General features: G+C 44.6%; 31 protein-coding genes, 1 tRNA gene and 2 pseudogenes. 25 read left to right on the forward strand and 9 right to left on the reverse strand.

The annotated features are described in order from the left end of the window. Nucleotides 1-28 precede the first annotated feature (28 nt). Nucleotides 29-1,069, forward strand: coding sequence for a hypothetical protein (locus tag IPG41_00120; protein ID QQR54975.1), 1,041 nt, complete (start codon nucleotides 29-31; stop codon nucleotides 1,067-1,069). 190 nt (nucleotides 1,070-1,259) lie between these two features. On the opposite strand, the gene IPG41_00125 is transcribed toward IPG41_00120, so the two are convergent. Beyond that, nucleotides 1,260-2,183, reverse strand: a complete 924-nt coding sequence (locus IPG41_00125) for a hypothetical protein (protein ID QQR54976.1) — start codon at nucleotides 2,181-2,183, stop codon at nucleotides 1,260-1,262. Between the two features lie 29 nt (nucleotides 2,184-2,212). Here IPG41_00125 and IPG41_00130 point away from each other — a divergent pair. The 6 genes and pseudogenes from IPG41_00130 (at nucleotide 2,213) to IPG41_00155 (ending at nucleotide 5,585) form a co-directional block, all read left to right on the forward strand. Continuing rightward, nucleotides 2,213-2,491: pseudogene (locus IPG41_00130) on the forward strand (GIY-YIG nuclease family protein). Then, nucleotides 2,413-3,228 (forward strand): UvrB/UvrC motif-containing protein, encoded by an 816-nt coding sequence (locus tag IPG41_00135; protein ID QQR54977.1) that lies wholly within the window; start codon nucleotides 2,413-2,415, stop codon nucleotides 3,226-3,228. The pseudogene IPG41_00130 and the gene IPG41_00135 overlap by 79 nt, the downstream one beginning before the upstream one ends. Beyond that, nucleotides 3,222-4,550 (forward strand): GNAT family N-acetyltransferase, encoded by a 1,329-nt coding sequence (locus tag IPG41_00140; GenBank protein ID QQR54978.1) that lies wholly within the window; start codon nucleotides 3,222-3,224, stop codon nucleotides 4,548-4,550. Before IPG41_00135 ends, IPG41_00140 begins: the two co-directional genes overlap by 7 nt. Nucleotides 4,551-4,602: 52 nt before the next feature. After that, nucleotides 4,603-4,860: a type II toxin-antitoxin system prevent-host-death family antitoxin gene (locus IPG41_00145; protein ID QQR54979.1), complete on the forward strand. Its 258-nt coding sequence runs from the start codon at nucleotides 4,603-4,605 to the stop codon at nucleotides 4,858-4,860. Continuing rightward, nucleotides 4,853-5,125, forward strand: coding sequence for a type II toxin-antitoxin system RelE/ParE family toxin (locus IPG41_00150; protein ID QQR54980.1), 273 nt, complete (start codon nucleotides 4,853-4,855; stop codon nucleotides 5,123-5,125). Before IPG41_00145 ends, IPG41_00150 begins: the two co-directional genes overlap by 8 nt. Before the next feature lie 19 nt (nucleotides 5,126-5,144). Continuing rightward, nucleotides 5,145-5,585 carry a GatB/YqeY domain-containing protein gene (locus IPG41_00155; protein ID QQR54981.1) on the forward strand — a complete coding sequence of 147 codons (441 nt, stop codon included), beginning with the start codon at nucleotides 5,145-5,147 and terminating at the stop codon, nucleotides 5,583-5,585. On the opposite strand, the gene IPG41_00160 is transcribed toward IPG41_00155, so the two are convergent. After that, a complete protein-coding gene (locus IPG41_00160) occupies nucleotides 5,582-5,845 on the reverse strand; it encodes a hypothetical protein (GenBank protein QQR54982.1) in 264 nt (87 codons plus the stop codon). The two genes, IPG41_00155 and IPG41_00160, sit on opposite strands and share 4 nt — an antisense overlap. Before the next feature lie 6 nt (nucleotides 5,846-5,851). Then, nucleotides 5,852-5,940, reverse strand: a tRNA-Leu gene (locus tag IPG41_00165). A 79-nt stretch (nucleotides 5,941-6,019) separates the two neighbouring features. Here IPG41_00165 and IPG41_00170 point away from each other — a divergent pair. The 7 genes from IPG41_00170 (at nucleotide 6,020) to IPG41_00200 (ending at nucleotide 13,795) form a co-directional block, all read left to right on the forward strand. Next, a complete protein-coding gene (locus IPG41_00170) occupies nucleotides 6,020-6,721 on the forward strand; it encodes a DsbA family protein (GenBank protein QQR54983.1) in 702 nt (233 codons plus the stop codon). A gap of 28 nt (nucleotides 6,722-6,749) precedes the next feature. Next, nucleotides 6,750-8,138 carry a GTPase ObgE gene (gene obgE, locus IPG41_00175; GenBank protein QQR54984.1) on the forward strand — a complete coding sequence of 463 codons (1,389 nt, stop codon included), beginning with the start codon at nucleotides 6,750-6,752 and terminating at the stop codon, nucleotides 8,136-8,138. A gap of 5 nt (nucleotides 8,139-8,143) precedes the next feature. Continuing rightward, complete coding sequence (locus tag IPG41_00180; GenBank protein ID QQR54985.1) at nucleotides 8,144-8,683, forward strand: aminoacyl-tRNA hydrolase; 540 nt, start codon at nucleotides 8,144-8,146, stop codon at nucleotides 8,681-8,683. Nucleotides 8,684-8,743: 60 nt separating this feature from the next. Then, nucleotides 8,744-9,193 (forward strand): 50S ribosomal protein L21, encoded by a 450-nt coding sequence (rplU, locus tag IPG41_00185; GenBank protein ID QQR54986.1) that lies wholly within the window; start codon nucleotides 8,744-8,746, stop codon nucleotides 9,191-9,193. A gap of 84 nt (nucleotides 9,194-9,277) precedes the next feature. Next, nucleotides 9,278-10,531 carry a DEAD/DEAH box helicase gene (locus IPG41_00190; GenBank protein ID QQR54987.1) on the forward strand — a complete coding sequence of 418 codons (1,254 nt, stop codon included), beginning with the start codon at nucleotides 9,278-9,280 and terminating at the stop codon, nucleotides 10,529-10,531. Nucleotides 10,532-10,606: 75 nt separating this feature from the next. After that, complete coding sequence (locus IPG41_00195) at nucleotides 10,607-12,103, forward strand: FG-GAP repeat protein (protein QQR54988.1); 1,497 nt, start codon at nucleotides 10,607-10,609, stop codon at nucleotides 12,101-12,103. Between the two features lie 15 nt (nucleotides 12,104-12,118). Continuing rightward, nucleotides 12,119-13,795: a hypothetical protein gene (locus tag IPG41_00200; protein ID QQR54989.1), complete on the forward strand. Its 1,677-nt coding sequence runs from the start codon at nucleotides 12,119-12,121 to the stop codon at nucleotides 13,793-13,795. Nucleotides 13,796-14,265: 470 nt separating this feature from the next. Here IPG41_00200 and IPG41_00205 read toward each other — a convergent pair whose 3' ends face one another. Both IPG41_00205 and IPG41_00210 read right to left on the reverse strand, forming a co-directional pair. Beyond that, nucleotides 14,266-15,111 (reverse strand): hypothetical protein, encoded by an 846-nt coding sequence (locus IPG41_00205; GenBank protein ID QQR54990.1) that lies wholly within the window; start codon nucleotides 15,109-15,111, stop codon nucleotides 14,266-14,268. An 83-nt stretch (nucleotides 15,112-15,194) separates the two neighbouring features. Then, nucleotides 15,195-15,449: a hypothetical protein gene (locus IPG41_00210; protein QQR54991.1), complete on the reverse strand. Its 255-nt coding sequence runs from the start codon at nucleotides 15,447-15,449 to the stop codon at nucleotides 15,195-15,197. 70 nt (nucleotides 15,450-15,519) lie between these two features. Here IPG41_00210 and IPG41_00215 point away from each other — a divergent pair, with 70 nt between their 5' ends. Then, nucleotides 15,520-15,954 carry a DUF1801 domain-containing protein gene (locus IPG41_00215; GenBank protein ID QQR54992.1) on the forward strand — a complete coding sequence of 145 codons (435 nt, stop codon included), beginning with the start codon at nucleotides 15,520-15,522 and terminating at the stop codon, nucleotides 15,952-15,954. 5 nt (nucleotides 15,955-15,959) lie between these two features. After that, complete coding sequence (locus tag IPG41_00220) at nucleotides 15,960-16,310, forward strand: DUF2200 domain-containing protein (GenBank protein QQR54993.1); 351 nt, start codon at nucleotides 15,960-15,962, stop codon at nucleotides 16,308-16,310. Between the two features lie 6 nt (nucleotides 16,311-16,316). On the opposite strand, the gene IPG41_00225 is transcribed toward IPG41_00220, so the two are convergent. Genes IPG41_00225 through IPG41_00235 form a run of 3 tightly spaced genes read right to left on the reverse strand, consistent with a single transcriptional unit; the run spans nucleotide 16,317 to nucleotide 17,347 of the window. Beyond that, the gene (locus IPG41_00225; GenBank protein QQR54994.1) at nucleotides 16,317-16,607 is read right to left on the reverse strand and encodes a hypothetical protein; all 291 of its coding nucleotides are present in this window, start codon (nucleotides 16,605-16,607) and stop codon (nucleotides 16,317-16,319) included. Next, nucleotides 16,604-16,927 (reverse strand): hypothetical protein, encoded by a 324-nt coding sequence (locus tag IPG41_00230; GenBank protein ID QQR54995.1) that lies wholly within the window; start codon nucleotides 16,925-16,927, stop codon nucleotides 16,604-16,606. The genes IPG41_00225 and IPG41_00230 overlap by 4 nt, the downstream gene beginning before the upstream one ends. A gap of 12 nt (nucleotides 16,928-16,939) precedes the next feature. Further along, nucleotides 16,940-17,347, reverse strand: a complete 408-nt coding sequence (locus IPG41_00235) for a DUF1428 domain-containing protein (protein QQR54996.1) — start codon at nucleotides 17,345-17,347, stop codon at nucleotides 16,940-16,942. Between the two features lie 172 nt (nucleotides 17,348-17,519). Between IPG41_00235 and IPG41_00240 the strand changes: the two genes are divergently transcribed. The 6 genes from IPG41_00240 to IPG41_00265 all read left to right on the forward strand — a co-directional run bounded on the left by IPG41_00240 (nucleotide 17,520) and on the right by IPG41_00265 (nucleotide 22,653). After that, nucleotides 17,520-18,296, forward strand: a complete 777-nt coding sequence (locus tag IPG41_00240) for an IS5 family transposase (GenBank protein ID QQR54997.1) — start codon at nucleotides 17,520-17,522, stop codon at nucleotides 18,294-18,296. 499 nt (nucleotides 18,297-18,795) lie between these two features. After that, nucleotides 18,796-19,263: a tryptophan-rich sensory protein gene (locus IPG41_00245; protein QQR54998.1), complete on the forward strand. Its 468-nt coding sequence runs from the start codon at nucleotides 18,796-18,798 to the stop codon at nucleotides 19,261-19,263. Between the two features lie 143 nt (nucleotides 19,264-19,406). After that, nucleotides 19,407-20,066, forward strand: coding sequence for a heme-binding protein (locus IPG41_00250; GenBank protein QQR54999.1), 660 nt, complete (start codon nucleotides 19,407-19,409; stop codon nucleotides 20,064-20,066). Between the two features lie 9 nt (nucleotides 20,067-20,075). Next, on the forward strand, nucleotides 20,076-20,528 hold the full coding sequence (locus IPG41_00255) for a hypothetical protein (GenBank protein QQR55000.1): 453 nt from the start codon (nucleotides 20,076-20,078) through the stop codon (nucleotides 20,526-20,528). A gap of 33 nt (nucleotides 20,529-20,561) precedes the next feature. Next, complete coding sequence (locus tag IPG41_00260) at nucleotides 20,562-21,038, forward strand: hypothetical protein (protein ID QQR55634.1); 477 nt, start codon at nucleotides 20,562-20,564, stop codon at nucleotides 21,036-21,038. Between the two features lie 322 nt (nucleotides 21,039-21,360). Next, entirely contained in the window at nucleotides 21,361-22,653 is a 1,293-nt protein-coding gene (locus tag IPG41_00265; GenBank protein QQR55001.1) for an FAD-binding oxidoreductase, read from the forward strand. Here the strand turns inward: IPG41_00265 and IPG41_00270 are convergent. Further along, entirely contained in the window at nucleotides 22,631-23,599 is a 969-nt protein-coding gene (locus tag IPG41_00270; GenBank protein QQR55002.1) for a calcium/sodium antiporter, read from the reverse strand. The two genes, IPG41_00265 and IPG41_00270, sit on opposite strands and share 23 nt — an antisense overlap. A gap of 104 nt (nucleotides 23,600-23,703) precedes the next feature. On the opposite strand from IPG41_00270, the pseudogene IPG41_00275 reads away from it, so the two are divergent. From IPG41_00275 to IPG41_00285, 3 genes and pseudogenes are all read left to right on the forward strand, one after another. Beyond that, a pseudogene (locus IPG41_00275) lies at nucleotides 23,704-23,955 on the forward strand (IS30 family transposase). A 115-nt stretch (nucleotides 23,956-24,070) separates the two neighbouring features. Beyond that, nucleotides 24,071-24,532: a CBS domain-containing protein gene (locus IPG41_00280; protein QQR55003.1), complete on the forward strand. Its 462-nt coding sequence runs from the start codon at nucleotides 24,071-24,073 to the stop codon at nucleotides 24,530-24,532. Nucleotides 24,533-24,555: 23 nt separating this feature from the next. After that, nucleotides 24,556-25,839, forward strand: coding sequence for an ArsB/NhaD family transporter (locus IPG41_00285; protein QQR55004.1), 1,284 nt, complete (start codon nucleotides 24,556-24,558; stop codon nucleotides 25,837-25,839). Nucleotides 25,840-25,847: the final 8 nt, after the last annotated feature.

Consider the following 25,847-nt stretch of genomic DNA (forward strand, 5'->3'; position numbering starts at 1 on the left):
TGCGGCCCTGCATCAACTCAAAAATCCGATGAACTCAACTAAAAACATTTACCACAATTTAGACCAAGCAAATGCAGCCCTAGCTATGAGCTTAGCTCCTATAAGAGGCGCTAGGGCTGAAGAGCCTTTTTATGAATGCTCTAGAGCATTCAACGCTCTCTTAAATGGAGCCATCCAAAATGCACCTCATGTTTTAGGTGGCGTGGAAGTAGAGTTTGTGGGCCTGGACAAAAGGGATAGTAATGTCCCTCGTTGGCTACAAGCCATTGAGCAAGATGTGACTCAACCCGACCCTGTTCGTGAAGCTGCCAAAGAAGGCCGCGTCATCATGCCTTTGCCCTTGGTCGTCGTAACCAGTAGAGCAAGTCATGGTTCAGGAGTGAGAGCAGATGCCATGGCATCGTTCGAATCGATTAAAGCAGACTGGATCCACCGCTCTGGGGAGGGGCTTCCAGCCATGAGTCTAGCAATGGAGCCTCCTTTATTTGGCACAAAGCATACAAGCGTACCAATAGGTTCTGTAGAGGCTGTGCGCTTTCTTCCATTCGGGGAATTCAACTTTTCACCCGCTTTGAAACCCTATGGTGGATTGGAAGATCGAGGCACTCCATTCACTTATTATATCAAATCGGTGGGCTTTAGGCCGATAAATGACACTACATTGAACCATCTTGACGACACGGCGAAACCTATAGTGGCAAATTGGTTGACCTGTAGGCCAGGCAACTATCGTCAAGATCCCAGACCTAAAATGATTATCCTTCCCGGAGAAGAGTCCCGGTTGCTAACGCTTGATGAAACCATTAGTGACCTCAGAGATCCTCGTGGTATGGAGGTCCGCACAACAGTGGTGGACCAACTGGTACATGGTCAAAAAAACCGAATAGATGAGGACCTGGTCAATGAGATTCGTGACAAGGAAGGCCTGAAGTGGTCTACAATGACGCGCGAAGAAAAGAGCGCGCTTCTTGCGCCGTCTAGGAGCCCTGTCCACTCGGTTCAAACAGTTCAAGGGAAAAGAGAGATAGTGGAATACTTGTGGCGCAGTACGCGACAGTCTCTTGCCTAGGTGGCTCCTGAAATGTTAAAATGAACTTGCCGATCCGCCCAGAGTCACCAGAGCTAGCCCCGTACTGAACAAATCGAGCTTAGCAAAGCCTTTGTCAAAAGTCTCTGAATAAAACATGAATCGCAGATTCATGCAAGGGGCACCATCGAAGATGGTTTTGCTGAAATGATATTGTGCAGAATTAGCGGCCCTAAATCATCTTCTCCACCTTCGCACGCCACGCCTCACGCACCTCAAGCCGTGCATCTTTGTCATGAAACTTGAGCATGGAGTCCGAAATCACCGTACCCCTTTTATCTTCCAGCTCATGAAACTTCGCCAGCGCGCGTCCCCACTGTTTTTCCCGGCACCAACGTTCCACCTTGTCGGAGTCGAGAAGCCACTCAAGGAGGCGATGTGCAAGTTTAACCCATCCGCGGCTTGCCCTAAAGTAGCGTTTGCGTCGAACAGGCGCAGCAAAATAAGTGGAAAGCCAAGGCCAATTGAGCGCAATAAAATCCTCATAAACACTATAATCTCCCGCCACAGGCTGTAAGCTTTGCGCCCAAAACCCTAAGTAAATGTCATAAGGTTTCAAGAGCAGGGGGCTCAAATCCAGCGCTTCTTCCGTCACATAAAAACTCAAACAAAAGCGCTCGCGAATTTTCTGTCCATGCCGCCGAAGTCCAAAAAGAGAAGTCAGTAGCGTCAAAGCCAGACGGGCCGTAAAAAGTCGCCCCGGCTCAGCCACCACAAACAAATCGATGTCGCTGTTTTTGCGCGTGTCGCCCATTGTCACGCTGTTGCACACCGCAACGAGTCGCACAAAAGGGCAGAGTTGAAAAAGCCACCGCCACCGTGCCACTTTCGCAAAAGCGGCTCGAGTGCGCGCCTGTTTTTCCTCCCACTCTTTCCAAAACTCAGGGTTCCAGTGAAAACTCAAAAAGCCCTCGCGACGCATCACATAAGAGCTGTCTTTTAAATAAAGATCCAGGGCTCGCTCATCTGGCTTCTGGAAAAGCAAATAGTCGCTGAGTTCCTCGCGCGTCAAGGGCACTTCAAAAAGATCAAAATAGGCGAGGGTCGCCAGCACCGACTGTTTCACCGTCAATTGTTTAGGAAGCTCCATTGCCATACACGAGGTTCTTATTTTACCATGGGTATATGGCAAAGTCCCACATTGAATCACTTTTGGAAAAACTTCCGCAAACCCCGGGTGTGTATAAAATGAAGGATGAGGAGGGGCGTATCCTTTACGTGGGCAAAGCCAAAAATTTGAGTCGTCGTGTGCGCTCCTACTTTCGCAAACAGCAAAATCGCCCCATGCGCACGCAAAAATTGGTGGAGTGCATCGCAGACCTCGAATGGATCGAAGTGGGCAGCGATCTCGAAGCTCTTTTCCTAGAAACCAACCTAATCAAGGAATATCGGCCCAAGTACAACATCTTGATGAAGGACGACAAAACTACATCTACATCAAAATCACTAAGGAAGATTTCCCACAAATTCAACTGGTGCGGAAGGTGGAAAAGGATGGCGCGCGTTACTTTGGCCCCAAAACCGCCGCCGGCACCGTGCGCAAAACTCTCATGCTCCTGCAAAAACTATTCATGTTTCGCAGCTGCGACCTGGGCATCACCTGGACTCCCGACAGCGAATTTCCCGAAAAAGGCCTCGCCACCGTCACAAAAAAAACCATCGCCTACCCCTGTCTGGATTATCACATCAAACGCTGCGCGGCCCCTTGCATCGGAAAAATCACGCCGGAGGACTATAAAAAATCCATCGACAAAATCAGCCTTTTCCTCGAAGGAAAATCCAGCGAAATCGAACAGCAACTCAAGGATCAAATGGCCCTCTGCGCCGCTGAAAAACAGTTTGAAAAAGCCGCGCTGCTCCGTGACAAACTCCTTGCGCTTCAAGAGCTCATGGTGCCCAACAAACAGGTGGTCACTTCACCCGAACAGGACAGCATGGACGTTTTTGCCTTTGTGCTCGAAGGGGGAAAGGCCTATTTCAACCTCTTCATGCTGCGTGAAGGCAAGCTCATCAATCAAGAAAACTTCATTGCAGACGCCTTTGGTTTTGAGCCTGGGGAGGAGGAGCAAGCCGTGGAAGTCATGGAAGCTTTTCTTTACCAATATTATGGCAAAGCCACCGATTTCCCCAAACGGTGCTGATTCCTCACGAATTCGAAGAGCCCGACTTTCTCGAAGATTTTCTCAGCAGCCAAGCCGACTGCCGCGTTTATGTAAAAGTGCCTGAGCGGGGTCGCAAGCACCAACTTCTCGAACTTGCCGAAAAGAACGCCCGCAGCTTTCAAAAGCAGCACAAAGCTCGCTGGGAAGGCTTTGAAGAACGCGATGAAGAAGCTTTGGAGGAACTGGCAAAATACCTCAGCCTCCCCAAAAAACCCAAGCGCATGGAATGCTATGACATTTCCCACCTGGGTGGTTCCGACACCGTGGCGAGTATGGTGGTTTTTGAAAATGGAAAATCCAAAAAGAGCGATTATCGTAAATTTCATCTCAAATCTTTAGCAGAAGGGGAGATCGACGACTTCAAATCCATGAAAGAAATTTTGTATCGCCGCCTTTCTTATCTCTACCGGGCACCCGCCGGCCTCACTTTTAAAAAGGCCGCCAAAACGCACAAGGCGGGCATCGAAGAATTGCTCACGGAGTGGCGCAAAGAACCGCAAATCGTGGGCAATGAACTCAGTGAATTCACAGTGGCGCTCAAAGATAAAAAAGTGATAGCTCTCCTTCGCCTCACCGAAAGCAGTCCAGCTTGCTACCTGCAAAAATCGCTTTACGTGCTGCCGAGCGAACGTGAACAAGGCATTGCCAAAGCCCTAATGCGCTGGACCTTCGACCACAAAAAAGCCAAACGTGTTTACCTGAGCTGCGACGAAGATAGGTGCGCGTACTACAAAGATTTTGGCTTCGAAGAAGTCAAAAAAATACCTGAAGAATTTCTACTCCAACTCGAGACTGAACCCTATATGAAGGTCAAAAAATACCTGCTGGCTTACGACCCCACCAAGCACAAAGATGCCTCTTTTGAATCTAAACCTGACCTCATTGTCATCGATGGGGGAAAGGGCCAACTCAGTCACGCTCAAGAGAGTGCCCAAGAACTCGCTTGCACCATCCCTATGATCGGTCTCGCCAAACGCGAAGAGGAGGTCTTTGTGCCCGGCAAACCTTTTCCGATTTTAATGCCGAGCGACTCCAAAGCTTCTTACCTTTTGCAGCGCATCCGCAATGAAGCCCATCGCTTCGCCATAACCTTCCAACGCTCCACCCGCAAACAACACCTCACTGAATCCGCCCTGGATAAAGTGAGTGGCCTCGGGGACGTCGGAAAAATGAAACTTCTGGAATACTTCGGCTCCGTCGAACAGATCAAAAAAGCCAGTGAAGCCGACATCGCCAGTGTGGTGGGCAAAAGTTTGGCAGGGAAGATTTTGGAGGAATTATATGAAGAGCTTGATGTTTAGTACTATTCATAGTACTATTCATAGTATTATTAAAAGCACTAAATACAGTATTATGAATAACACCCTCACCGCACAAGAACTAAAAACCAAAGGCACACAAATTTTAAAGGAAAGGACGAAGAGATTTAAAGAAGCAGTTGTATCCGTCCGCGGGAAAAACACTTACGTGGTTTTAACCATAGAACATTACAATCACCTAAGGGAATGTGAATTGGAAGCTGCTTTAGCAGCAACTGAAAAAGATATCTCTGAGGGTAATTTTAAGATCAAGAGTATAGAAGATCACATCAAAGAATTGAGACATGCTTAAATTACTTCTAACGGACTCATATCAAAAGAAGGCTAAGAAGTTTTTTGCAAAAAATCCTACAGTTCTCAATTCATATGAAAAAACATTAAAGCTTTTGTGCATCAACCCTAGACATCCTTCATTGAGACTCCATAAGCTCAAAAGAAATTTAGAAGGACTCTTCAGCGTATCAATAAATATTTCTTACCGACTTCTCATTTACTTTATTTTTAAAGATGATCAAATTGTGCCGGTGGACATTGGCTCTCACGACGAAGTATATTGAAGGCAATTTAACCAATCCTATGAACCTCACCGAACTCCAAGAAAACCTCAAACAGGCCATGCTCGCAAAGGATGAGCTCAAAACCTCTGTGCTTCGCATGCTCAAGGCTGAAATCATGAAAATTCAAACGGATGGATCTGGCACCGAAATCACCGAAGAAATCATTCAAAATACTCTCCAAAAACTGGTGAAACAACGCAAAGACGCCGCTCAGCAATTCAAAGATGGTGGTCGCCCCGAACTCGCTGAAAAGGAAGAAGCAGAAATCGCACTTCTACAAGCCTATTTGCCCGAGCAAATGTCCGAAGACGCCATTCGTGCGGAAGTCAAAGCCACCAAAGAAGCACTCGGTATCACCGACAAAAGTGGCCTTGGAAAGCTCATGGGGGCTCTGATGGGCAAGCTCAAAGGCAAGGCGGATGGAGGACTCATCAAGAAGATTGTGGAAGAGGAACTTTAAACGTTCCTTTTAAGCCACACTTTTTTCACCGCAGGAATCGTGAGCGTCGACAAAAAGAATCCGACACTCGGCACGATGGCGTTCACGAAAATATTTCCAATCCCCGTCGTCCAAAACACCAATACCATCACGGTGTAGGTCAAAATCAAAACAAGCACTTTGCGCGTCCAACTCGTTTCCCATGCCTTATCGGCCTCCACTTTTTTATTGCGGGCCTTGAGTTGATCGATCTCAGACAGTAGGTCTTCTATCGTAGCCATAAGTTTTGGTGCCGAAAGTGGGGGTCGAACCCACACTCCCGATGAAGGGAACGGGATTTTGAGTCCCGCGCGTCTGCCAGTTTCGCCATTTCGGCACGGGCGCAAAATTACAGCATTTTTCCGTGCAAAACAAGAAGCATTGTGCTATCTTGCCCGCACACTTATCCACTCGCTATGGCTTCAAAGTCCAACAACACTCAAACTCTTGTAATCGGTCTCAGTTTTTTGGCCGTCGGTCTCATCTTAGGCCTGATGCTCGCAAATAAAGTGGTCGTCGACAGTCAAAGCACAGAAAGTAACGAGACGGTGAATGTGGAACAACTGGAAACAGTTTCCGTCAGTGAAGACGATGACGCTTCCATCGGTTCTGATGATGCACCCGTAACCATTATTGAATTCAGCGATTTTCAATGTTACTGGTGTGGACGCTTCCATGCAGACACGCTTCCTTCTCTCCTTAAGAACTATGTAGATGCAGGCATTGTGCGCCTCGTGATTCGGGACTTCCCCGCGGGAAGCCACCCTGAAGCCAAGTTGGCCGCTCAATCGGCTGAATGTGTGAGGGCTTATACTATGGAGGAAGATCCAGACCTCGCGTACTTTGAAATGCACGATCTTTTATTCAACAATCAAACCGCTTGGTCCGGCAAATCCGACGCCAAGGAGCAACTCATTGCCTTAGCTAAAGACAATTTGGACGTCGACATTAAAAACTGTCTCGATACAGAAGAGATGCAAGCAGAAGTGGAAGCCGATTATGTAGCGGGTAGGAGTTATGGCATAGGCGGTACGCCCACTTTCTTCGTGAACGGAAAGAAATTGGTGGGAGCTTGGCCTTATGAAACCTTCGAAACCGTGATCAAGGCCCTTCGCTAAATCAAGATCAAAATTTAATCCGAATCTTATGTTTTTCGATGAAGTGTCCCTAGAATTGGAAGGAGGAAAAGGCGGCAATGGAGCCCTATTTTTTCACCGCGAAAAATACGTGGAAGCCGGCGGGCCTGACGGAGGAGACGGGGGCAATGGAGGCAGCCTGGTTTTAGAAGCGGATGAAAACTACAACACCCTCCAGCACTTCATGGGGAAGAAGCATTACAAAGCTCACAATGGAGAAAATGGCTTCAAAAACGATATGGCCGGCCATGCAGGGGAAGACTTGGTTTTAAAGGTGCCCGTGGGCACTCTTGTGCACGATAAAGAATCGGACGAAGTGATTGCAGATCTCGATAAAAATGGTCTCAAACTCAAAGTCGCCGCAGGGGGGCGAGGGGGTTACGGGAATGGACACTTTGGTTCCAGTACACGGCAAGCCCCCATGTTTGCGGAGCTCGGAGACATTGGGGAATTTCGCAGTGTACGCCTGGAGCTCCGCTTGGTTGCGGATGTGGGTCTAGTGGGTTTTCCCTCCGCAGGCAAATCGACCCTCATTTCTCACGTCTCAGCAGCCAAACCCAAAGTGGCGGCTTACCCTTTCACCACCCTCATCCCCAACCTTGGAGTGGTGCACCTAAGTCAATTCGGCGGCAGCGAGCAGCAAAGTTTTGTGATCGCCGACATGCCGGGAATCATTGAGGGCGCTTCCGAAGGCAAGGGGCTGGGAGATGCTTTTTTAAAACACATTTCGCGCACCGCAACCCTTGTATTTGTGCTCGATCCTTTCTGTTACGAAAACCTCACTTTGATTCAGCAATTTGAAATTCTACAAAAAGAACTCAAAGCTCACAATCCAGCCCTGCTTAAAAAAGATTATTTCGTGGTCATGAATAAAATCGATTCCATCCCTGAAGCCGATCGTGAAGCTCTTAAAAAAGAATTCCTCAAAGCTTATCCCAAACTCAAATCCAAGTTCCGACTCATTTCGGGTGTCAGTGGGGAAGGTTTGGAAAAATTCATCTTTGAACTCGAAAAAACCGTCAGCGAAACGCGTGAAAAAAATGAAACACCCCGTACCGTGAATGAAGATTTTATGGAATACGTGCCCACACGTTTTGTGGATGAAAACAACTTTGACGTCGAAGCAATGTACGAAGTAGACGCCCTTACTTTTGAAGAACCCGTCTTAGGTCAAATTCTAGATGCCGAGACCTTGCCCAAGCGTAATCTTTATAAAGTGACAGGAAAACGCATCGAACAAATTTCCCGCATGACCAGTCCAGAGTACCCCGATGCCATCATGCGCGTGGCCGACGTTCTTAAAAAAATGGGCATTCATAAAATGCTCATTAGAAAAGGAGCCATGAACGGAGATTTCGTTAAAATAGGGCCACGCTTTTACGAATTTCACGAACTTTAATACCCATGAAAGTGATCTGCGGCCTGGGGAACCCAGGGGAAAAATATGAAAAAACTCGCCACAACGTGGGCTTTCGTGCCCTGGATGCTTTTGCTCAAAAAAACGAATTTCCACCTTTTGAATTGCGTGGCAAAGCCTGGATCTCTGAAAAGGGGCAAGGTTTTAAAAAAGTTCTGCTGCTCAAACCGGTCACATTCATGAATCTTTCAGGCGAAGCGGTTCAAGAAGTGCTACAATTTTATAAACTGGAACCCAAAAACTTGCTTGTGGTTTACGACGATGTCGATTTGCCACTCGGCACCTTGCGTTATCGTGAAAAAGGTTCTGCGGGCACTCACAATGGAATGAAATCGCTCATTCAAAATCTCGCAACCCTCGACTTCCCACGTTTGCGCATCGGCATTGAATCTCGAGGTCAAAGCGCTCCCGAGCAAATGCCCCTGGATGCCTTTGTTCTGGCTCCTTTTACCGAAGAAGAAGAAAGCGTGCTTAAAAATGAAATTCCCAAAGTCTGTCTGCAAATGGAAGAATGGCTCGTAAAATAAAATAAGCTTGCAAAGGCCCATATTTTTCCTTAAAGTAACCCAGCATTTATCTAAATTCTTATGTTCGCAGTCGTTTATTTTGGAGGTAAGCAGTACAAAGTTCGTGAAAAAGATGAGCTTGAAGTGGAAAAATTAGATTTGGAAGCGGGAAAAAACTTCAAAATCAACGAGGTGCTTTTGATGGCGGAAGAAGATGGGAGTGAAGTGAAGCTCGGCATGCCTTTTGTGGTTGGGGCTCATGTAGAATGCCAGGTGGTGGAACAAGGTTTGGGTGAAAAGATCCGTGTGTTCAAGATGAAAGCCAAAAAGCGTTATCACAAAACTCAAGGGCACCGTCAAGCTTTCACGGCCATTAAAGTCTTGAAAATTTCTGCGGTAGAAAGGAAGACGTCTGTTCCAGCAAAAGAAGAAGAAGACAAAGAGGTGAAAGCCGAGCCTAAAGCAGAAAAGGTAGAAAAAAAGACGGTGGCTAAGAAACCAGCAGCTAAAAAAACGGCGAAAAAGGATTAAAGGTCCTCTAAAGGCTAAGGCAAAACACTTTTCCTGGTTCTTGCTATTGACTTGCAGATTTTTTTTTGGTCTAATATCTGGGATATGGAAACCAACACAGAATCAAACAGCAGCTTCGAACATTTAGGACTCCATCCCAAACTCCTCGACGCCCTTCAACGCCTCAAACTCAGCACTCCTACGCCGATTCAACATCAGGCTATTCCTGTGGCAACCGCCGGAAAAGACATGATAGGAATTGCGCAAACCGGTACGGGTAAAACCTTTGCATTTGGATTGCCCATGTTGCAACGCTTGATGGGTGGCACTGGTTTTCAAGGATTGATCTTAGTTCCAACCCGTGAATTGGCCATTCAAGTGGAAGAAGGCCTTCTTAAAGTGGCCGGACATTTGGGACTGTGCACCGCTTTGCTCATTGGCGGAGCCCCCATTTTCAAACAAAAGCGTCAACTCAAAGCTCGGGTGAATGTTATTATTGCAACGCCTGGACGACTCATCGATCATCTCAAGCAAAAAAACTTAAATCTCGCCAAGGTGAGCATTTTGGTTTTGGACGAAGCGGATCGCATGCTCGACATGGGTTTTGAACCTCAAATTCGTGAAATTTTAAAACAAGTACCTCAAGAACGCCAAACCATGATGTTCTCGGCCACCATGCCCGCCAACCTCACACAAATGGCACACTCTTACATGAAGAGCCCACTCCGCATTGAATTGGCCCCTGCGGGAACCGCTTCTGAGCAGGTGGAACAAGCTTTTCTAGTGCTTCCTAAAGAGGAGAAAATCAAAGAACTCAGAGCTTTACTCACCACGTTTAAAGAGACTGTTTTAGTTTTCACTCGCACCAAGCACGGAGCCTCAAAGCTCACTCGCGCTTTGCAAGACGCCGGATTCACAGCGGCTGAAATTCATTCCGACCGCACGCTCGGTCAAAGGAGAAAGGCCTTGGAGGGATTTAAAACAGGTTATTATCGAATTTTAGTGGCCACCGACATTGCCGCTCGTGGCATCGACGTGAAGGAAATTGGAATGGTGGTGAATTTCGACCTGCCTGAAAATGCAGAGGATTACGTGCATCGCATCGGACGCACGGGCCGAGCAGGCCACGAAGGGGTTGCACTTTCTTTTGCCACACCTGATCAACGCAAAGATCTAGAACTCATTCAACGCCTGATTCGAAAGGAATTGGACGTGCATTTTAGAGTTCCCTTTGAAGCGCACGCTCCTCGTTCTCGTGGAGCTAAATTTCGACGCAATCCTCGAGGGGGTTATTCCGCCGGAACTTCATCTAGACCTTCTCGCTCTCGTGGAGCTTCCCATCATCGTCGCCGTCGCTAAAGCCAAAGAAAGGACGAGGACAATGCATTTGACTCCGACTGACTTTATGCTAAGATTCAGTCTTTAACACCTCTTATGCAAACTAAAAAACGCCTTTCATTCTTTGCTTTGGCCTTGAGTTTCGTTTTAGTCCTTCCGGTTCAAGCGGTTTCTTTGACCAGCACCTCAGAGGGTGGTTACGCCATTCAAGAATTTGTCGGAGAATGGACTTCTGATCTTGCTGGAGCCAGTGTGGCAGCTGCAGGGGACGTGGATGGTGATGGTTACGATGATTTTTTGGTAGGTGCTCCTCAAAATAGTGATGCCGCTACTAATGCAGGGGCTACTTATTTAGTGTATGGCCCTATTTACCAAACGGCTAACGAAACTCGCATACCCAATTTTCCATTATTGGGTGGTAGCTCAATAGTTGCAGAATTCTCTGGTGAAGCGGAGTCGTCTTATTCAGGTTCATCCGTAGCGGGCGTAGGAGATGTCAATGCGGATGGATACGACGATTTTGTGATTGGCGCTTACGCTTACTCCTCCGGAGAAGAAACCTACGAAGGGGCAGCGTACCTTGTGTATGGGCAATCCACCCGTTATACCTCTGTTTCCTTAAGCTCTAGTTCTGTCGTTCGTTTTCTTGGGGAGGCTGAAAGTTCAGCTGGAACTTCAGTTTCGGCTGCTGGTGATGTGAACAACGATGGCTATGAAGATTTTCTTATTGGAGCCCCTTATTACAGCAATACCAATGGTTGGGTTGGAGCCACCTATTTGGTTTTAGGACGAAGTACGCGCTATCAAGATAGAACTTTAGGCAGTGCCAACTCTATTAAACGTTTTGTAGGAGCCACCACGGACAGCCTTTCAGGCACTTCGGTGGCTGGGGGTGACATTGATGCCGATGGATACAGTGATGTCATCATTGGAGCTCCAGCAGGTAGAGGTGCTGTTTATGTGGTGTACGGAGGTGCCAGCATTGCTTCTCGTTCTTTATCTGCCACCTCTGTTTATAAATTTGTGGGTGAAAATACGGGAGATAACGCTGGAGATGAGATTGCTTTTGCGGGAGATGTGAATGGTGACGGTTATGGAGAAATTTTGGTGGGCGCTCCACTAAATAGCGATGGTGGTTTGAATCAGACGGGTGCGGTCTATTTAGTGTATGGAACTTCAAGGCAAAATGCCACTCGAGTGACAAGTTTGGGTTCAAGCTCCATTGTAGAGATTATGGGAGTTGACCTGCAAGAACGCCTTGGTGAAGGTGATTTGGCAGGGTTGGGTGATTTAAATGGAGACGGCTATGGGGAGATTTTGCTCGGTAGCCGTAGTGTAGACTCCTCTGTTGGAACCAATGCGGGTGCTGCCTATCTTTTATATGGTCAAAGCGCTGCTTTTAGCGCAATGGCCACCACAGACCCTCTTTTCACTGCTTTCAATGGTGAGCTTACGGGTGACCAAGCGGGATCCAGCGTCTCTTTTGGAGGAACTTTGATCAATAACGATCTTTGTTTCATCGTTGGAGCACTAGCTAATGACGACTCAGGCTATAGCAATGCCGGCGCGGCTTATGTAATTTGGGCGGAGTAATTAAAAAATTAACTTATGAAATCTCAAGAATTCAATGACAGGCTTCGTGAAGGAGGTATACATCCGGATGAGAATCCAAAAACACTTACATGCACTTTAAGAAAACTGTTTTTCCCTCAAACTGATGATGAGAGGATTTTAAGATCTTTGTTATGTCCACAGGTATTTCCAACCAATAGTCCTTTTAACGATAATTTTGCTCAACATGGTTCACCTATTGCAACAGTTCGAACATTAATAAGTAGCGTGTCAGCTCTGAAGGGTAACAACCATGAAGACCAACCGTGTTATCGAGAAGGTATTCCAGAAAAATTGCTGAACCAACTTTATGCAGAGGGTATGGAAGCAGTTAAGCCTATCATAGAGAAACCCTTACAGGGAGATTGCCCTCCACCAACAGAAGAAGATTTAAAGAAGTTTTTAACTGCATTGCCAGAGAATGTTTATCAAAATCTTCAAAAGGGAGAAGCTTGGTTACTTTTTACCCCATTGGGACGAGGGGAAGAAATGCGGAAGAGACTATTTGGCTTTGCTGTAAATTGGTCTGTTCATCCAGAGCACAATAAAAGCTATATGGGGATCTTGGTACAGCGTTCCATGCTAGCTGGTTTAGATGAAGTTTCAACTTTGGTTGGTTTATCACCTTGGGGTCATTACGCTGCAATCCCAACGTGGGGGATTACTTGCATTCCAAAACCTAGACCTATGCCCGACCATTCTGGTGTTGCTGTCATTCAGAAGAGGTTTCTAGCTGAATCGATCACCAATCCACAGTCGGCCTGGGTGTGTTTGAACAGAATCATGCGTGAAATATATTCCAATAATGAGATAATAGATGCAAGAGTTCCCATGTATGTAGAACTAAAAACAGACTGTAGGTTAATCTTAACACGAAAAACGTTGTTCCATTATGAGCAGTATTGTCACGACAGATCGGGTCGCTGCTCGTCATCCTCTACTATGATTAACAAATGCGAAGATGATCATGTACCGTTGACTTTAATCCTCGAACGTCGCCCCTTGAATTCAAGTGACTTAGAAGAGGTAACGCAACTGCAAAGCAAAATAGATGAATTAAGAAACAGCCCAATCGTTCACCAACTTGGTTCAGTTGACACTCCGGAAGGGGAAATATCAGTGGTCAAACCAGTGGATCCAAGGGTTAAAGCAATAATAGACGACATGCAATCGGTACAATTTACTCGGGCAATACAGAGATTGGAAGCATTAAAAGCTCAGCATAGAGGATTCTTCTCAGCTTGTTTCGTTAAGTCAGAAAAGCCATTGACCACACCTGAAGCGGAAAATCCAGTTCATGCCATGGTCATTGAACGATTTGGTTGGACATCTCCTCGGGCTGAATTAAAAGCTTCTAGATCTTCAATTCCACGGATAAGAGAAAGCTTTCGAGGCAAGCTTTTATATTTCTTGCACACACATTTACCCTCTCCTGAGCGTCTTGATACAAGTCTCTCAAGGCGGTTGCTATCTGGTTCTTATGGAGCAGAGTGGGATCGAGTCGAGCCAAACAATCTGGCAACTCAAATCGTAGGACAAATTTCTGAGGGAAAACTGGGAGCGTCTCGCTTACATGTCTCGAATGGGCTGGGGGCCACAGCCCGTTCATTTAAGGCAAGACCGGCTTTCAATATTAGCTTGCGGCAAGCCTTCTTACTTGGGGGTTCCTCTTGAGAATGATGATATCCTTAAGTTCGGATGGGGCTCCTTTGGCGTTGATCCAATAAGTGCATTGTCTGAGTTTGGGTTCACTATACCTGATTGGCATCAATATTTGAAGCCTGCTGTCTATTTCAACATGCTAACACCTGCTATAGACCCCCTTGGGCGACGGGAGGCAATTTATTGTTCAGAGAGAGAAAGCCTAGTAGTGTATCCTTATACTAATCTAACAGATCCGTGCGTGAGATTGGTGTATGGTGCAGAGCTAGTAGACAAATCTATTCTCAGTTATAAGAGGATGAATAGTCAATTGGTGGAGTCTTACCGACCTTTATTATCAATTCCCTTGAGAGACATGCCCTCGGTGAGTGTGCATGTAGAAACCAATTCAAGCTTAAGAGATGAAATAAAACTACCCTTACCTCTTACTTGTGCAGTCAGGTAAAAAACAGTGGATAGCAACTGAGCTTGGACGCATTTTCTTAAAGTCGCAAAAAATCATCAATTTCCCCCATTACTTTGCGCAATGCAGCAGTGAATGTTGGCAAATATTGTTCAACCGTTTCTAGTAAAGCTTCGAACCTTGTAGGCGTGAGTTGTTCAGGAAGGAGTGGAGCCCCATGGAGACTCGGCTGAGAAGGTTCAGGATCATCTGTAAGAGATGCAGGGTTTGAAGGGGGTTGAGGATTAGAGGTGCGGTCAGCACAGTTTTTTCTGATTCTCATAAGTTCTATGGCATCGGTATCTCCTGCTGTTGCTAATTTTTCCACCGTATCCAGTGAGAGAACATTATCTCCAGGGACTTCCTCTTCTAGCAATGCGTATGCTCCGGCTAGGTTAAATAAATTTGGTGAAACCGCTGTGATAGGTGGGGGAGTTCTTCCTCTTAAATTTGTAGTCTTGGGAGCCGGAGCTTTTAACGACATCACTAGAGTAGGCTCATCAGGTCCCACTACACCTCTCCCTAGTAGACCTTCATCCCCTTCCAAACCTCCAAAGACACCTGTTTCTTCACTATCTCCTTCCGCTTCTATTAAAGCAGTAGCCAATCTATTTCGCGTATTTTCAAAACTCAAATATCTTTCAGTAGGAGATAAAGACTCCTTACCTTCCCTCAGTCTTATTTCATTGATTTGAGCGTAAATCATTCCTAAAGTTACTCCTTGTATCGAAGGATCTTTTGCCATCTTCTCTGCCAGCTCCTCCAAAGCAGCCTCAACTGCATCACGAGACGCGCCCAAAATTTTCGCATAAACCAAAAGATCATCCGGTCTTTCACCCTGACCCCTCCCACCGTCCTCAACATGACTATCCAAAGCAGATGCCATACACAAACGGTTAGCTTATCCTTGAGTATAGAACAACCGAACCACATGTCAAATTTTTCTTCGCAGGTGCTTTCTCCGCAGAACTAATACCCTTTTGAACTGCCTCTAAAAATCCCAATAACCGAAATCAAAGCGGCCAAGGTGGCTACCAAGAATACGACGGAAAGCACAGATTCCGAAACAGGCCATTCATAAAGACGGGCCAAATCGTAGTAAACGTAAATGCCAAAGGTGAGGGCAAGGCCCATCATGTAAAAGCGTCCGCGCACAGCAATGAAGAGCGCCAAAATAGCGATGACAAGCTCCAAAACAATGGAGAGGATGGGTATAGTATTCATTTTTATGAGTGGACTAGAGTATTATATCAAAGTGAAAAAGTGAAACAATTAGATTTTAACCCTCTCACGTATGGCAGAACTCAAAACTAAAAAGACCAAGGCAAGTGTCTCTGCATTTTTGGCTGCAGTGGAAGATGAGAAAAAACGTAAAGACTGCCAAGAACTAGCGAAAATTTTCGAAGAAATAACAGAGGAAAAACCGGCCATGTGGGGGGACAGCATTGTGGGCTTTGGTTCTTACCATTACAAATCTGAACGAAGCAAGCAAGAAGGGGACTGGCCACTGACGGGATTCTCCCCTAGAAAGAAAAACATCACCCTCTACATCATGTGCGGGTTCAAAGACCAAGAAAAGTTTTTGAAAAAAATAGGAAAACACAAAGTGAGTGGCGGGTCCTGCCTTTACATCAAACATTTATCGGACATTGATCTGGGAATATTAAAGGAACTTATCAAAGCTTCCTTAAAAGTCATGAAGGAAAGATATAAACTTGCTGTATTATAAAACCCATGGACAATACAAGAATTTTCGCCATTTCCTTTGCCAGCGTTTATCCGCTTTATGTTAAAAAGGCAGAGAAAAAAGGCCGCTCAAAGGCAGAGGTGGACGCCATCATTTGCTGGTTGACGGGCTACAATGAGCAAGAACTGGAGCAGCAAATCAACAAAGCGCTTGATTTCAAAACCTTTTTTGCAGAGGCACCGCAGATCCATCCCAACGCCTCAAAAATCACAGGGGTTATTTGCGGTTGGCGTGTGGAAGAAATGAAGGATAAACTCATGCAAAAAATCCGCTATTTGGACAAATTGATCGATGAATTGGCCAAAGGGAAGGCCATGGAAAAGATTTTGAGGAAATAGAGCGAGTCAATTTTTCAGAATGCGATTTAAACCCAAAGCCAGAAGATAGGGAAGCACTAAAAGGATCCCAAAGGCACTCAGCCAAGTCCAAATCGTAAGAATGGGGCCGTAGTAAGGGTCCCCGGGGAAAAGGAATTTTCCGTCTTCATCAATCAAAGCGCACAGAGAAAAATAGTATCCTTGAGTGGAGTCCCAAATAAAAGTTTCACAAGGGAAGATTTGCAAATGGGTAAGGCTCAATACAAGGAGAAAGGCAAGAACCAAAGGGATGAAAAACTTAAAAACGCGTTTTTTCATAAAAATTCTGAATTAAAGCTTAGAAGAACAGCATAAAATTCCTCGTCGCTGGCTTCCTCTCCCTCCAGACAAGCATTGGGATGCGTTTTCCAATAAGGAGAATTTTTCATATTTTTTCGAGTCAGACGTTCACCCATGGCTCGATCGCTCACTCCTTCAATCGTCATGAAAAATTGAATGCCACCTTCAAAGATTTCGGCACAGTCTTTGATTTTGCCGTCACTGCCTAAACAGTACTGGCAAACCTGACCGAACTCAGTAGCGGTGCCAAAACCGTGCGCCTCATCCAGAGGCATGGAACAGGAAGCACAAGTGTTCATAAGTAGAGTAATTTAAACCTGATGATTCACAAAACTCTGGAACCCTCCATACGCCATGCGATTCATGTCCATCGGCATTTCCATGTCTTTGTATTGCTCCGGACTCATTTCAGGATCGGCCATCACTTTGGCGTTCACTTCATCACGATGTTCGCGTGACTTGAAAATGATAAATGAAAACACAGGCACTTCCTCTACACTTGTTTTGAGCATTTCAGGAAAAGTCATCATCTTGCCCATGTCTGGATGGTCTTCAGGCATCTCCATCTGAGGAGGCGTCATGTCCTCACCCACGCATTCATAATACGCCAGAGCGCCATGCTTCATCCAAATCTTTCCACCGAGGGAAGCCATTTGTTTATAAGCATCGAGTTTATCCTTTTTAATAGCCAAGACAAAGCCATCAACGTAGGGTGCCATAGAAAAAATAAAGAATACTAGCCCCATGCTATACTGAACTCACAAATTCGTAAACCAACTTCGCATAGATTGGGGATTACTCTCCAAAGCTATTGGCTGGCCACTCGGGTCTAGGAGCTGTTAACATAAATAGAGGAGTGGTGTAGAGTGAAGTTACTCTAACCCTAACGCCATGTACCAGATGCTAACGGATGAACAGTTCAAACTGATCCAGCCTTATTTTCCAAAGCCCAGAAAGCCTGAAAAGATTCCACTGAAACGTTGCATGGATGCCATTTGTTATGTACTTAAAACAGGGTGCGCATGGAGACAAATGCCCTACGATTACAGAGAAAAAGAGAATGACTGGCACACGATTTATACAAGATACAAACGGTGGAGCGAATCTGGACTTTTTGGACAAATGCTTAGAGCACTTGAAGTAGCAGATGTACTTCAAGTGCGAATAGCTTTCCTGGACAGTACAACAAATAGAGCGCACCACAGTGCAGCGGGAGCCATGAAAAAGGGGCCACAAGCGTTAGGCCGAAGTAGAGGTGGGTACACTACAAAAATTCACATGATTGCTGGAGATCCAGATCATGGGATGCACTTTGTTTTAACAGGTGGTGAAGTGAGCGATGTGAAAGTTGGAAAACAAATTTTGAGAGATTATTCGTTTCCAAAAACAGTAGATCATTTGGCTATGGACAAAGGTTATTCATGCTACAAAGTTCTGGAGCTGTGCAAAGAAAAAGGCATAACTCCAGTCGTTCCTCCAAAGGCAAAAATGAAATTTCCGTGGGAATACAACAAGAACATTTATGCCTACCGCAACGAGATTGAACGCCTATTTCACCGAATGAAAAATTACAGAAGAATTTCAACTCGCTATGACAAATTAGACCTGATGTATGCCTCCTTTATCTCCCTCTGCCTTGTGGCACTTTTACTCAAAGTCTTATGTTAACAGCTCCTAGTACCCTTTGGCCTGTTTCATTGTAGTGCCTCTTGTCGTGAGACACAATTGTGGTGTTTCAGGCTAAATGAGACATTTGAGGCAGTATAAAAAGGAGATGGATTATTGATGAATCGAAGTGGTGGAATTATTTTTCATGTGCTAAACTGAGCCAACTCTTTGCCCCCTAAATGAACATAATAACTTTTCTTCGCTCTTTCAGGATAGGGCCATTCGCGATTTTTGATTTTGCTCTTACGTACTTAATAGCCTATGCAGTCGGTCCATATTTGAAAAAAATTGGAATTCCTCTTTCTCGTGAGCAATTCATGTATTTGATATTACCGATAAGCCTTATTGTTCATTACGTTTTTAAGCAGGAGACCCCTTTAACCCAAATGGTGCTTATGCCAAATGATTATTTCATTTGGAAAGGGGTTATCGTTCTTATGATAGTAATGGCTATTGTAAGACGAAAAAAGTAACAGATATATTTTAAATTTAAAACGCTATGGGAAAAACCATTAAACTAATTGCGTCAATACTCCTCTGCGAAACGGCTGGAATTATAGGTGTTGGATTTACAACGTCAGCTATTCCAACTTGGTACGACGCCCTCAATAAACCCTCTTTTAATCCACCATCGTGGATATTTGGTCCGGTATGGACGGCGCTCTATTTCTTTATGGGTCTGTCTCTATTCTTAGTATGGATTAACCCTTCTAAGACAAAACAAAAAGCTTTCCTCTTCTTCTTTATCCAACTTTTACTGAATGCAATATGGTCTCCGGTTTTCTTTGGCTTGCGATCCACTTCCATGGGTTTGATCGTCATTATTTTTCTATGGATTTTCATCCTGCTAACACTAATCCACTTCTACAAGATATCTAAACCCTCCGCTGCACTGCTAGCCCCATATTTTCTGTGGGTAAGTTTTGCAACCGTCCTCAATTTTTCAATATGGCAACTTAACTTATGAGATAGCCTCTAGTACAAGTAAATGGCAAAATACAAGAAGGGTATACCTATGAACTTGTTGAGCCAGAAGTAAAGAATTTTGATCCCGAATTCAAACCGGAACTTACTCCAAAGCTCACAATTAAATCCTTTAGCCGCGCCTCCATGCCAAAAAAATTATTCTCTAATCATAAAAAAATGAATATACTCTGGATGATAGCCATCATCGCGGCTGCTCTCTTCTTGGTCTGGGTCGCCTTCGGTTACTTCGGAAGCCGCGTAGAAACACTCTCTTACACCGTTTTGAGCAGCGACAAAGAATATGAAATCAGAGAGCTGCCGGAGCACATCATTGCCGAAACCACGGTCAGCGGCAATTTTGACGACGCCAGCGGGGAGGCCTTTAACATTCTGGCCGGATATATTTTCGGGAACAATGAAAAGAAACAATCCATAAGTATGACCAGTCCGGTGGTTGAAAATGAATACAAAAAGATCGCCATGACTGCCCCGGTTGTTGAACAAGATTCGGGGGCAAATCAAAAGATTTTTTCATTTGTCATGCCGGCCGAATACACAATGGAAACACTACCCGAGCCATTGGATAAAAGGATCACCATAAAAAAAGTGGAAAGTAAAAAAATAGCGGTTCTCACTTTCAGCGGTTTTTATTCTGAAAAGAAAATTAATGAAAAAAAACAACTGCTCAAACAATATCTGGATCGTGATGGCCTGGAATATTCCACCGTATCTTGGGCGGGTTATAATCCACCCTGGACTCCGCCTTTTATGCGCCGACTGGAGGTCTGGGCGGAGCTAAAATAATTTTTAAATATGATAACACTCGATTTCATTGGCCTATTTATTTTTCTTGCCGGGTTTGTCATAGGCCTCGGGGCGGTAACGGTCATTGATATTCATGGTTTTCTGGGAAGAAAGTCCGCCTATTGGACCGAAGCAACCACACGAACACACAAAGTGACCAAACCGTTGATCTGGATTGGAATAATACTGGCGATCATAGGAGGAGCGATCTTGTATCGACATCAATCCTTTACGGGTGTGCCTTTCATGCACGCAATTATCGCGGTGATATTAATTTTAAACGGAATTTTCTTATCATTCAAAGTCAGCCCATTTCTTCTGCAGCAGGAAAAAGAAGGAAAAGCCGGAACACTGCTTCCAAAATCATTACAGAGAAAAATCGTGGTAAGCTTGATTGTTTCCGATCTTGGTTGGTGGGGAGGGCTGCTTTTGTTTGTCTTTTATCTGGTGAATCAAAACTGATATGCGAAAAAGATAGTCATTGTGAATGACAAGATGCAAAAAAATTACAAATATGTTTTAACTGAGCCTGTCGGAAAAATTTTTGATCCCGAATTCAAGCCGGAACTTACTCCGAAACAAATGCTGGAACTTGGTGTTTTTGGAGGTAAATATATGACCGATTGTCAAAATGAATTCCCCGCAGATTGGTTTGAAAAAGCAAAACTTTGCTCAACCCATCATGAAGCGAAATTAAATTACTTTGGAATAAATGCGTCACAAGCTCTTTCCGTTTGGCAGAAAAAAGGCTGGATTTATCCTTTAGATCCTCGCGGATGGTTCCAGTGGTATTGCCGTTATTACATGGGACGACGCATTGAGGAGGAAGACCGAAGACAAATCAAAAGATGGAAAGCCATCCAAAGACACATCGCACAGGTACGAAAAAACTGCCTAAAAGGCGATTTAAATTGCAGACCAAAACAACGACAAGCCATTTTGCATTGGGCTTATGATTCTAGAAAAATATAAATGCATAGCCTCTAGTACCATTGTAGACTTTCTTATCCTAGCGTTTCTTGTCATGAGTCACAACGGCGGCCTTTCAGGATAAATGAGACATTTGAGACAGTGTAAAAAGGGTTGACGTTAAAGCACTTATTGCAACCTATTTGCAATAGTATTCAACTTGTCGCATTCACAAACATCCGATATGATCCTGCCATCCATGCACTCGATCAAATCGATTAATTCGCCCTGGTTAGAAAACTGGAGGTCCACGCGCCAATCAGCACAGTTGTCTCAAAATCTTGAAACGGAAATATTAATTGTAGGAGGGGGTATTGCCGGGCTTATGACTGCTTTTTTTGTGCTTCAAAAAACACGAAAAAATGTGGTTTTGTTGGAAGGAAACAGAGTCGCTCACGGGGCAACAGGTCACAATGCTGGCCAGCTGGTGACTTACTTTGAAACAGACTTTTATCGCCTTGTTCAAAACTATGGACTCACCTTGGCTGCTAAAGCGTATCAAGATGTTTTAAGCGCGTGGGACCTATTAGAGGAAGTACAAAAAATCGTCCAGTTCAAAACTCCAATCCATATTTTTACGGGGTATGCAGGGATCTGTTCAAAGGAAGAGCTGTATGGTTACATGCAGAACCGTTTGTTGTTCAAGGAGGCAGGTCTGCAAACAGAGGCAATATTGATTTCCAGTGAATACAAAGGCCTCAAATCCATTCCAAAAAAATACGCCTCTACATTTGCATGTGTACCACCTGGACAACTGATGAATCTCTTGCAAACAGAAAACATAAATTATTTTGCGGCAGGAGTTGCCAAAGCTGGAGTGACCAACAGCGCTCATCTCACCGAAGAACTCGCCATCTTCTTAACGGAAAAGTATCCAGATCGTTTCAAGATTTTTGAACACAGCATAGTGGACCGTTTGAAACTGAGAGAAGATGACGCGGTGGCAGAAGTTCGCGATGGACATCATGTGCAAGCTAAAAAAGTAGTTTTATGCACAAACGGATTCGAAAATATCAGTATATTAGATCATGGCCAATCAGATTTAGATACACATTTTCATGAAAGTGTGTATGGGGTGATAGGGTATATGGCCGCTTATGTGGAAAATGTACAAAACGAGGCCACGGCCATCACGTATCATGATACAGATTCAATCAAAACACGCAGTGATGCAGAAATCGTTCCTTATTTTTATTTGACGCGTCGGCCTCATGGAAACGAAGCGCAAAATAGTTTGGTGTGCCTTGGCGGTCCAGAAACTCGTCTGGAAGACAAAAAAGATTATCATGCTCAAGATCATGCTTATCCAGAAATGGCGCTTGCTGATTTAAGTGATGGGCTTAAAAAAAATTACGCCCCTGTCCCCAAAGGAACACTACGCTTTAAGTATGAGTGGCATGGCCTCATGGGATACACCCCGAGTGGACTACGTTGTGTGGGCCCCGAACCCTTGAATCCAGTATTGCTTTATAATCTGGGTTGCAATGGAGTGGGAATCCTCCCCTCTATTTTTGGTGGGAAGAGGGTCTCAGATTTCCTGCTCCATAAAAACTTAGACACATCGATTTTTGATCCACAAGCTACAGCATCTAAAGCTAAAAAGGGGCTTTGCCAGTGATCAAAACCGCCAAATAACAAAGATAAATAAAGATCATGACACCTCCTTGCCATCGTTCTATAACGTGTTTTTTTCCAACAAACATGATCAAGAACAAAACCAAACTGGCAGATATGGCCACCAAAATATCAAAATTAGAACTGTCACTGAAGGGCAAAGGACGAATGAGCGCACTACAACCCAGAATCCAAAATATATTAAAAATATTAGATCCAACGACATTCCCAATAGCAATATCAGTTTGTTTTTTATAGGCCGCAACTGCTGAAGTAGCTAATTCTGGCAACGAGGTTCCAATCGCTACAATCGTTAAACCAATGACAGATTGACTGATGTTGAATGCTTCAGCCATTTTCACCGCTCCATCCACAATCCACTTGCCTCCAACTAAAAGGCCCAAGAGGCCCATAAGAATATATAGCGAAGATTTTAATATGCTGAGTTTCTTGATATCCGTCTCACTGCTGACTGGGCCCGTCACCTTTGATATCCCAAAGGTGTAATACAAAAAAATAATAAAAAATGCGATGAACACGAGGCCATCAATCCGCGTCAGTCCCGAGTTAAGATCCCCGTCAATCCATGCATCGTTTGCGAGTATGCCTAATAAAATAGCGGCCAATAAACTGAGGGGAATTTCTTTCCAAACCGTATTCTCTTTAGTCGCCAGTGGATAGATTACAGCAGCAATCCCTAGTATAAGGAATATATTTGCAATGTTACTCCCAAGTACGTTTCCAATAGCGATTTCTGTATTTCCTTGCGCACTCGCTAGGATATTCACAATCAACTCCGGTGCAGAAGTTCCGAATGCTACAATAGTCAAACCAATCACCAAGCTTGAAATATTGAATTTCCGAGCTACTGAAGAAGCTCCATCTACCAAAAGATCCGCCCCCTTAATCAGTAAAGGGAACCCAAGAATGAACAGAATGGCTGAAACCATAGAGAAAGGAAAATTTTTTGAGAGCATGCATGAAAACCTTTTAACCATCAAGTTTATTTTTCATACTTCATGAGAATTGGCACTCGGGAGTGACCCAATAAACTGTTAAAACCTACTTCTGCCGTCCGTACCACTCTTGGGAGAAAGGTACGATTGAAAACACCAACGGAAGAATCCGTAGGTTCATTCCCAAGGGAGCCGATCTGTCCAAGTATTCAGCTGCAGACGTACAAATCGTTGAGGACTGGTTAAACCACACCCCACGAAAATGCTTGAACTACCAAACCCCCTATAAAATCATGCAAAAGAACCTGCGCTTTATTTCAACTCATCCAAGTGGTGCATTTGAGGGGTAAATGCAGGAAAGACATCATTTGGGTGTTAAGACATATTTTTTTTACATTGCAATACAAGGCGCTTGAGCTGCCTCCAGCTTCTTCTTAGAATCCGGTTTGCCTCTCACTTATATTCATGAAAAAATACCTCGTCAAAAATTACATGCGGGACAAAGTTGTTACTTTGAATCCTACGGATACTGTTAAACACGCCGTTGAAGTGATGCTGAATCATAAGACGAATGGGTTGGTGGTCATCGATGATAGCCGTCATGTATTAGGAATCCTTTCCAGTTGGGATGTCATTGCTTATTTAGTTCCAGATTATTTGGAGAACGATAAACATCTTGCTTCTTTTGAAGCAGGGGATGTTTTTGAGGAGCGTGTAAAAGAGATCCAAAATGATTCGGTTTCTAAGTTTATGTCCAGTCATGTTCATACCACTCGTCCGGAACATTCTCTCATAGAAGCAGCCACTCTTCTTTCGGAATTCCAAATTAGGCAATTGCCGGTTGTCGATGAGAATGGAATTCTTGTGGGATATTTGAATCGTACGGATATCAAGAAGGCTATCGGAGACGTGCTTCACCTTTCTTAACATTCTCTAACATCCATTTTGCTATGACATTGGATTTTACTCTGATTGCGGCTTTGATAATCTTTGTGGCTACCTATGGCCTGATTATTTCTGAAAAAATTCACCGCACTGTTTTGGCTCTTTTTGGGGCCGTGCTCATGATTTTATTGGGTATTATCAATCAAGAATTGGCTCTTGAATCAGTAGATTTTAACACCTTGGGTCTGCTTATAGGAATGATGGTGATTGTGGGAATCGCGAAGGATTCAGGCATGTTTCAGTTTGTAGCCCTGTGGGCGGCTCGTTTAGCAAAAGGGAAGCCCATTTCCATTTTTCTTTTACTCGGTTTTATTACAGCACTTTTTTCGGCATTCTTGGATAACGTGACTACCGTTCTTTTGATGGTTCCTGTGACTTTTGTGGTTTGTAATAACCTAAAAGTCAATCCTATGCCTTTTTTAATTGGGACTATCCTCCTCTCGAACATTGGAGGAACTGCCACGCTTATTGGAGATCCGCCCAATATTTTAATCGGAAGTGCTGCTCAGATTCCCTTCAATGATTTTTTGATTCATCTTGGACCAGTGATTTTAATCGTAACCTTTGTTACTTTAGCCATGCTTTATGGAATTTATAGGAAAGAACTAGTTGCTACTAAAGAAGCTCAGCTGTCTATTCTGAGTTTTAATCCTAAAGACGCGATTTCTGACTATCCTCTTCTTTACAGGTCTCTTTTTGTACTGGCCTTAGTTCTGATTGGTTTTTTCACGCACTCCATGACGCACTTTGAGGGAGCTACAATCGCATTGGGAGGAGCAGCTTTATTATTGCTACTCACCTTGAATGATCCTGAACATCATTTAAGAGATGTGGAGTGGACCACCATTTTCTTCTTTTTGGGATTGTTTATTCTGGTAGGGGGTTTAGAGAAGGTTGGTGTCATCCATTTTTTGGCAGAAAAGTTAGTGGAGGTGACGGATGGACAGCAGGTTCCTCTCACCCTTTCTGTGCTGTGGGGTTCTGCTTTCTTTTCTGCCGCTATCGATAATATTCCCTTTGTAGCCACAATGATCCCATTGATTCAAAGTATTGGGGAATTTTCTCCCGGAGTGGACGTGATGCCTCTTTGGTGGGCCCTTGCTTTAGGGGCGGATATTGGCGGAAATGCAACTCTGGTGGGAGCTTCTGCGAATGTGGTGGTGAGTGGGCTTGCTGGTAAACATGGTCATCGCATTGGTTTCTTTCAGTATATGAAAATCGCCGTTCCTTTAACCCTGGTTGCGTTGCTTATTTGTACGGTTTATATTTATCTTCGTTATTTGATGTAAGCTTTTCT

This window comes from Candidatus Peregrinibacteria bacterium, assembly GCA_016699145.1.
Classification (GTDB): domain Bacteria; phylum Patescibacteriota; class Gracilibacteria; order UBA1369; family 2-02-FULL-48-14.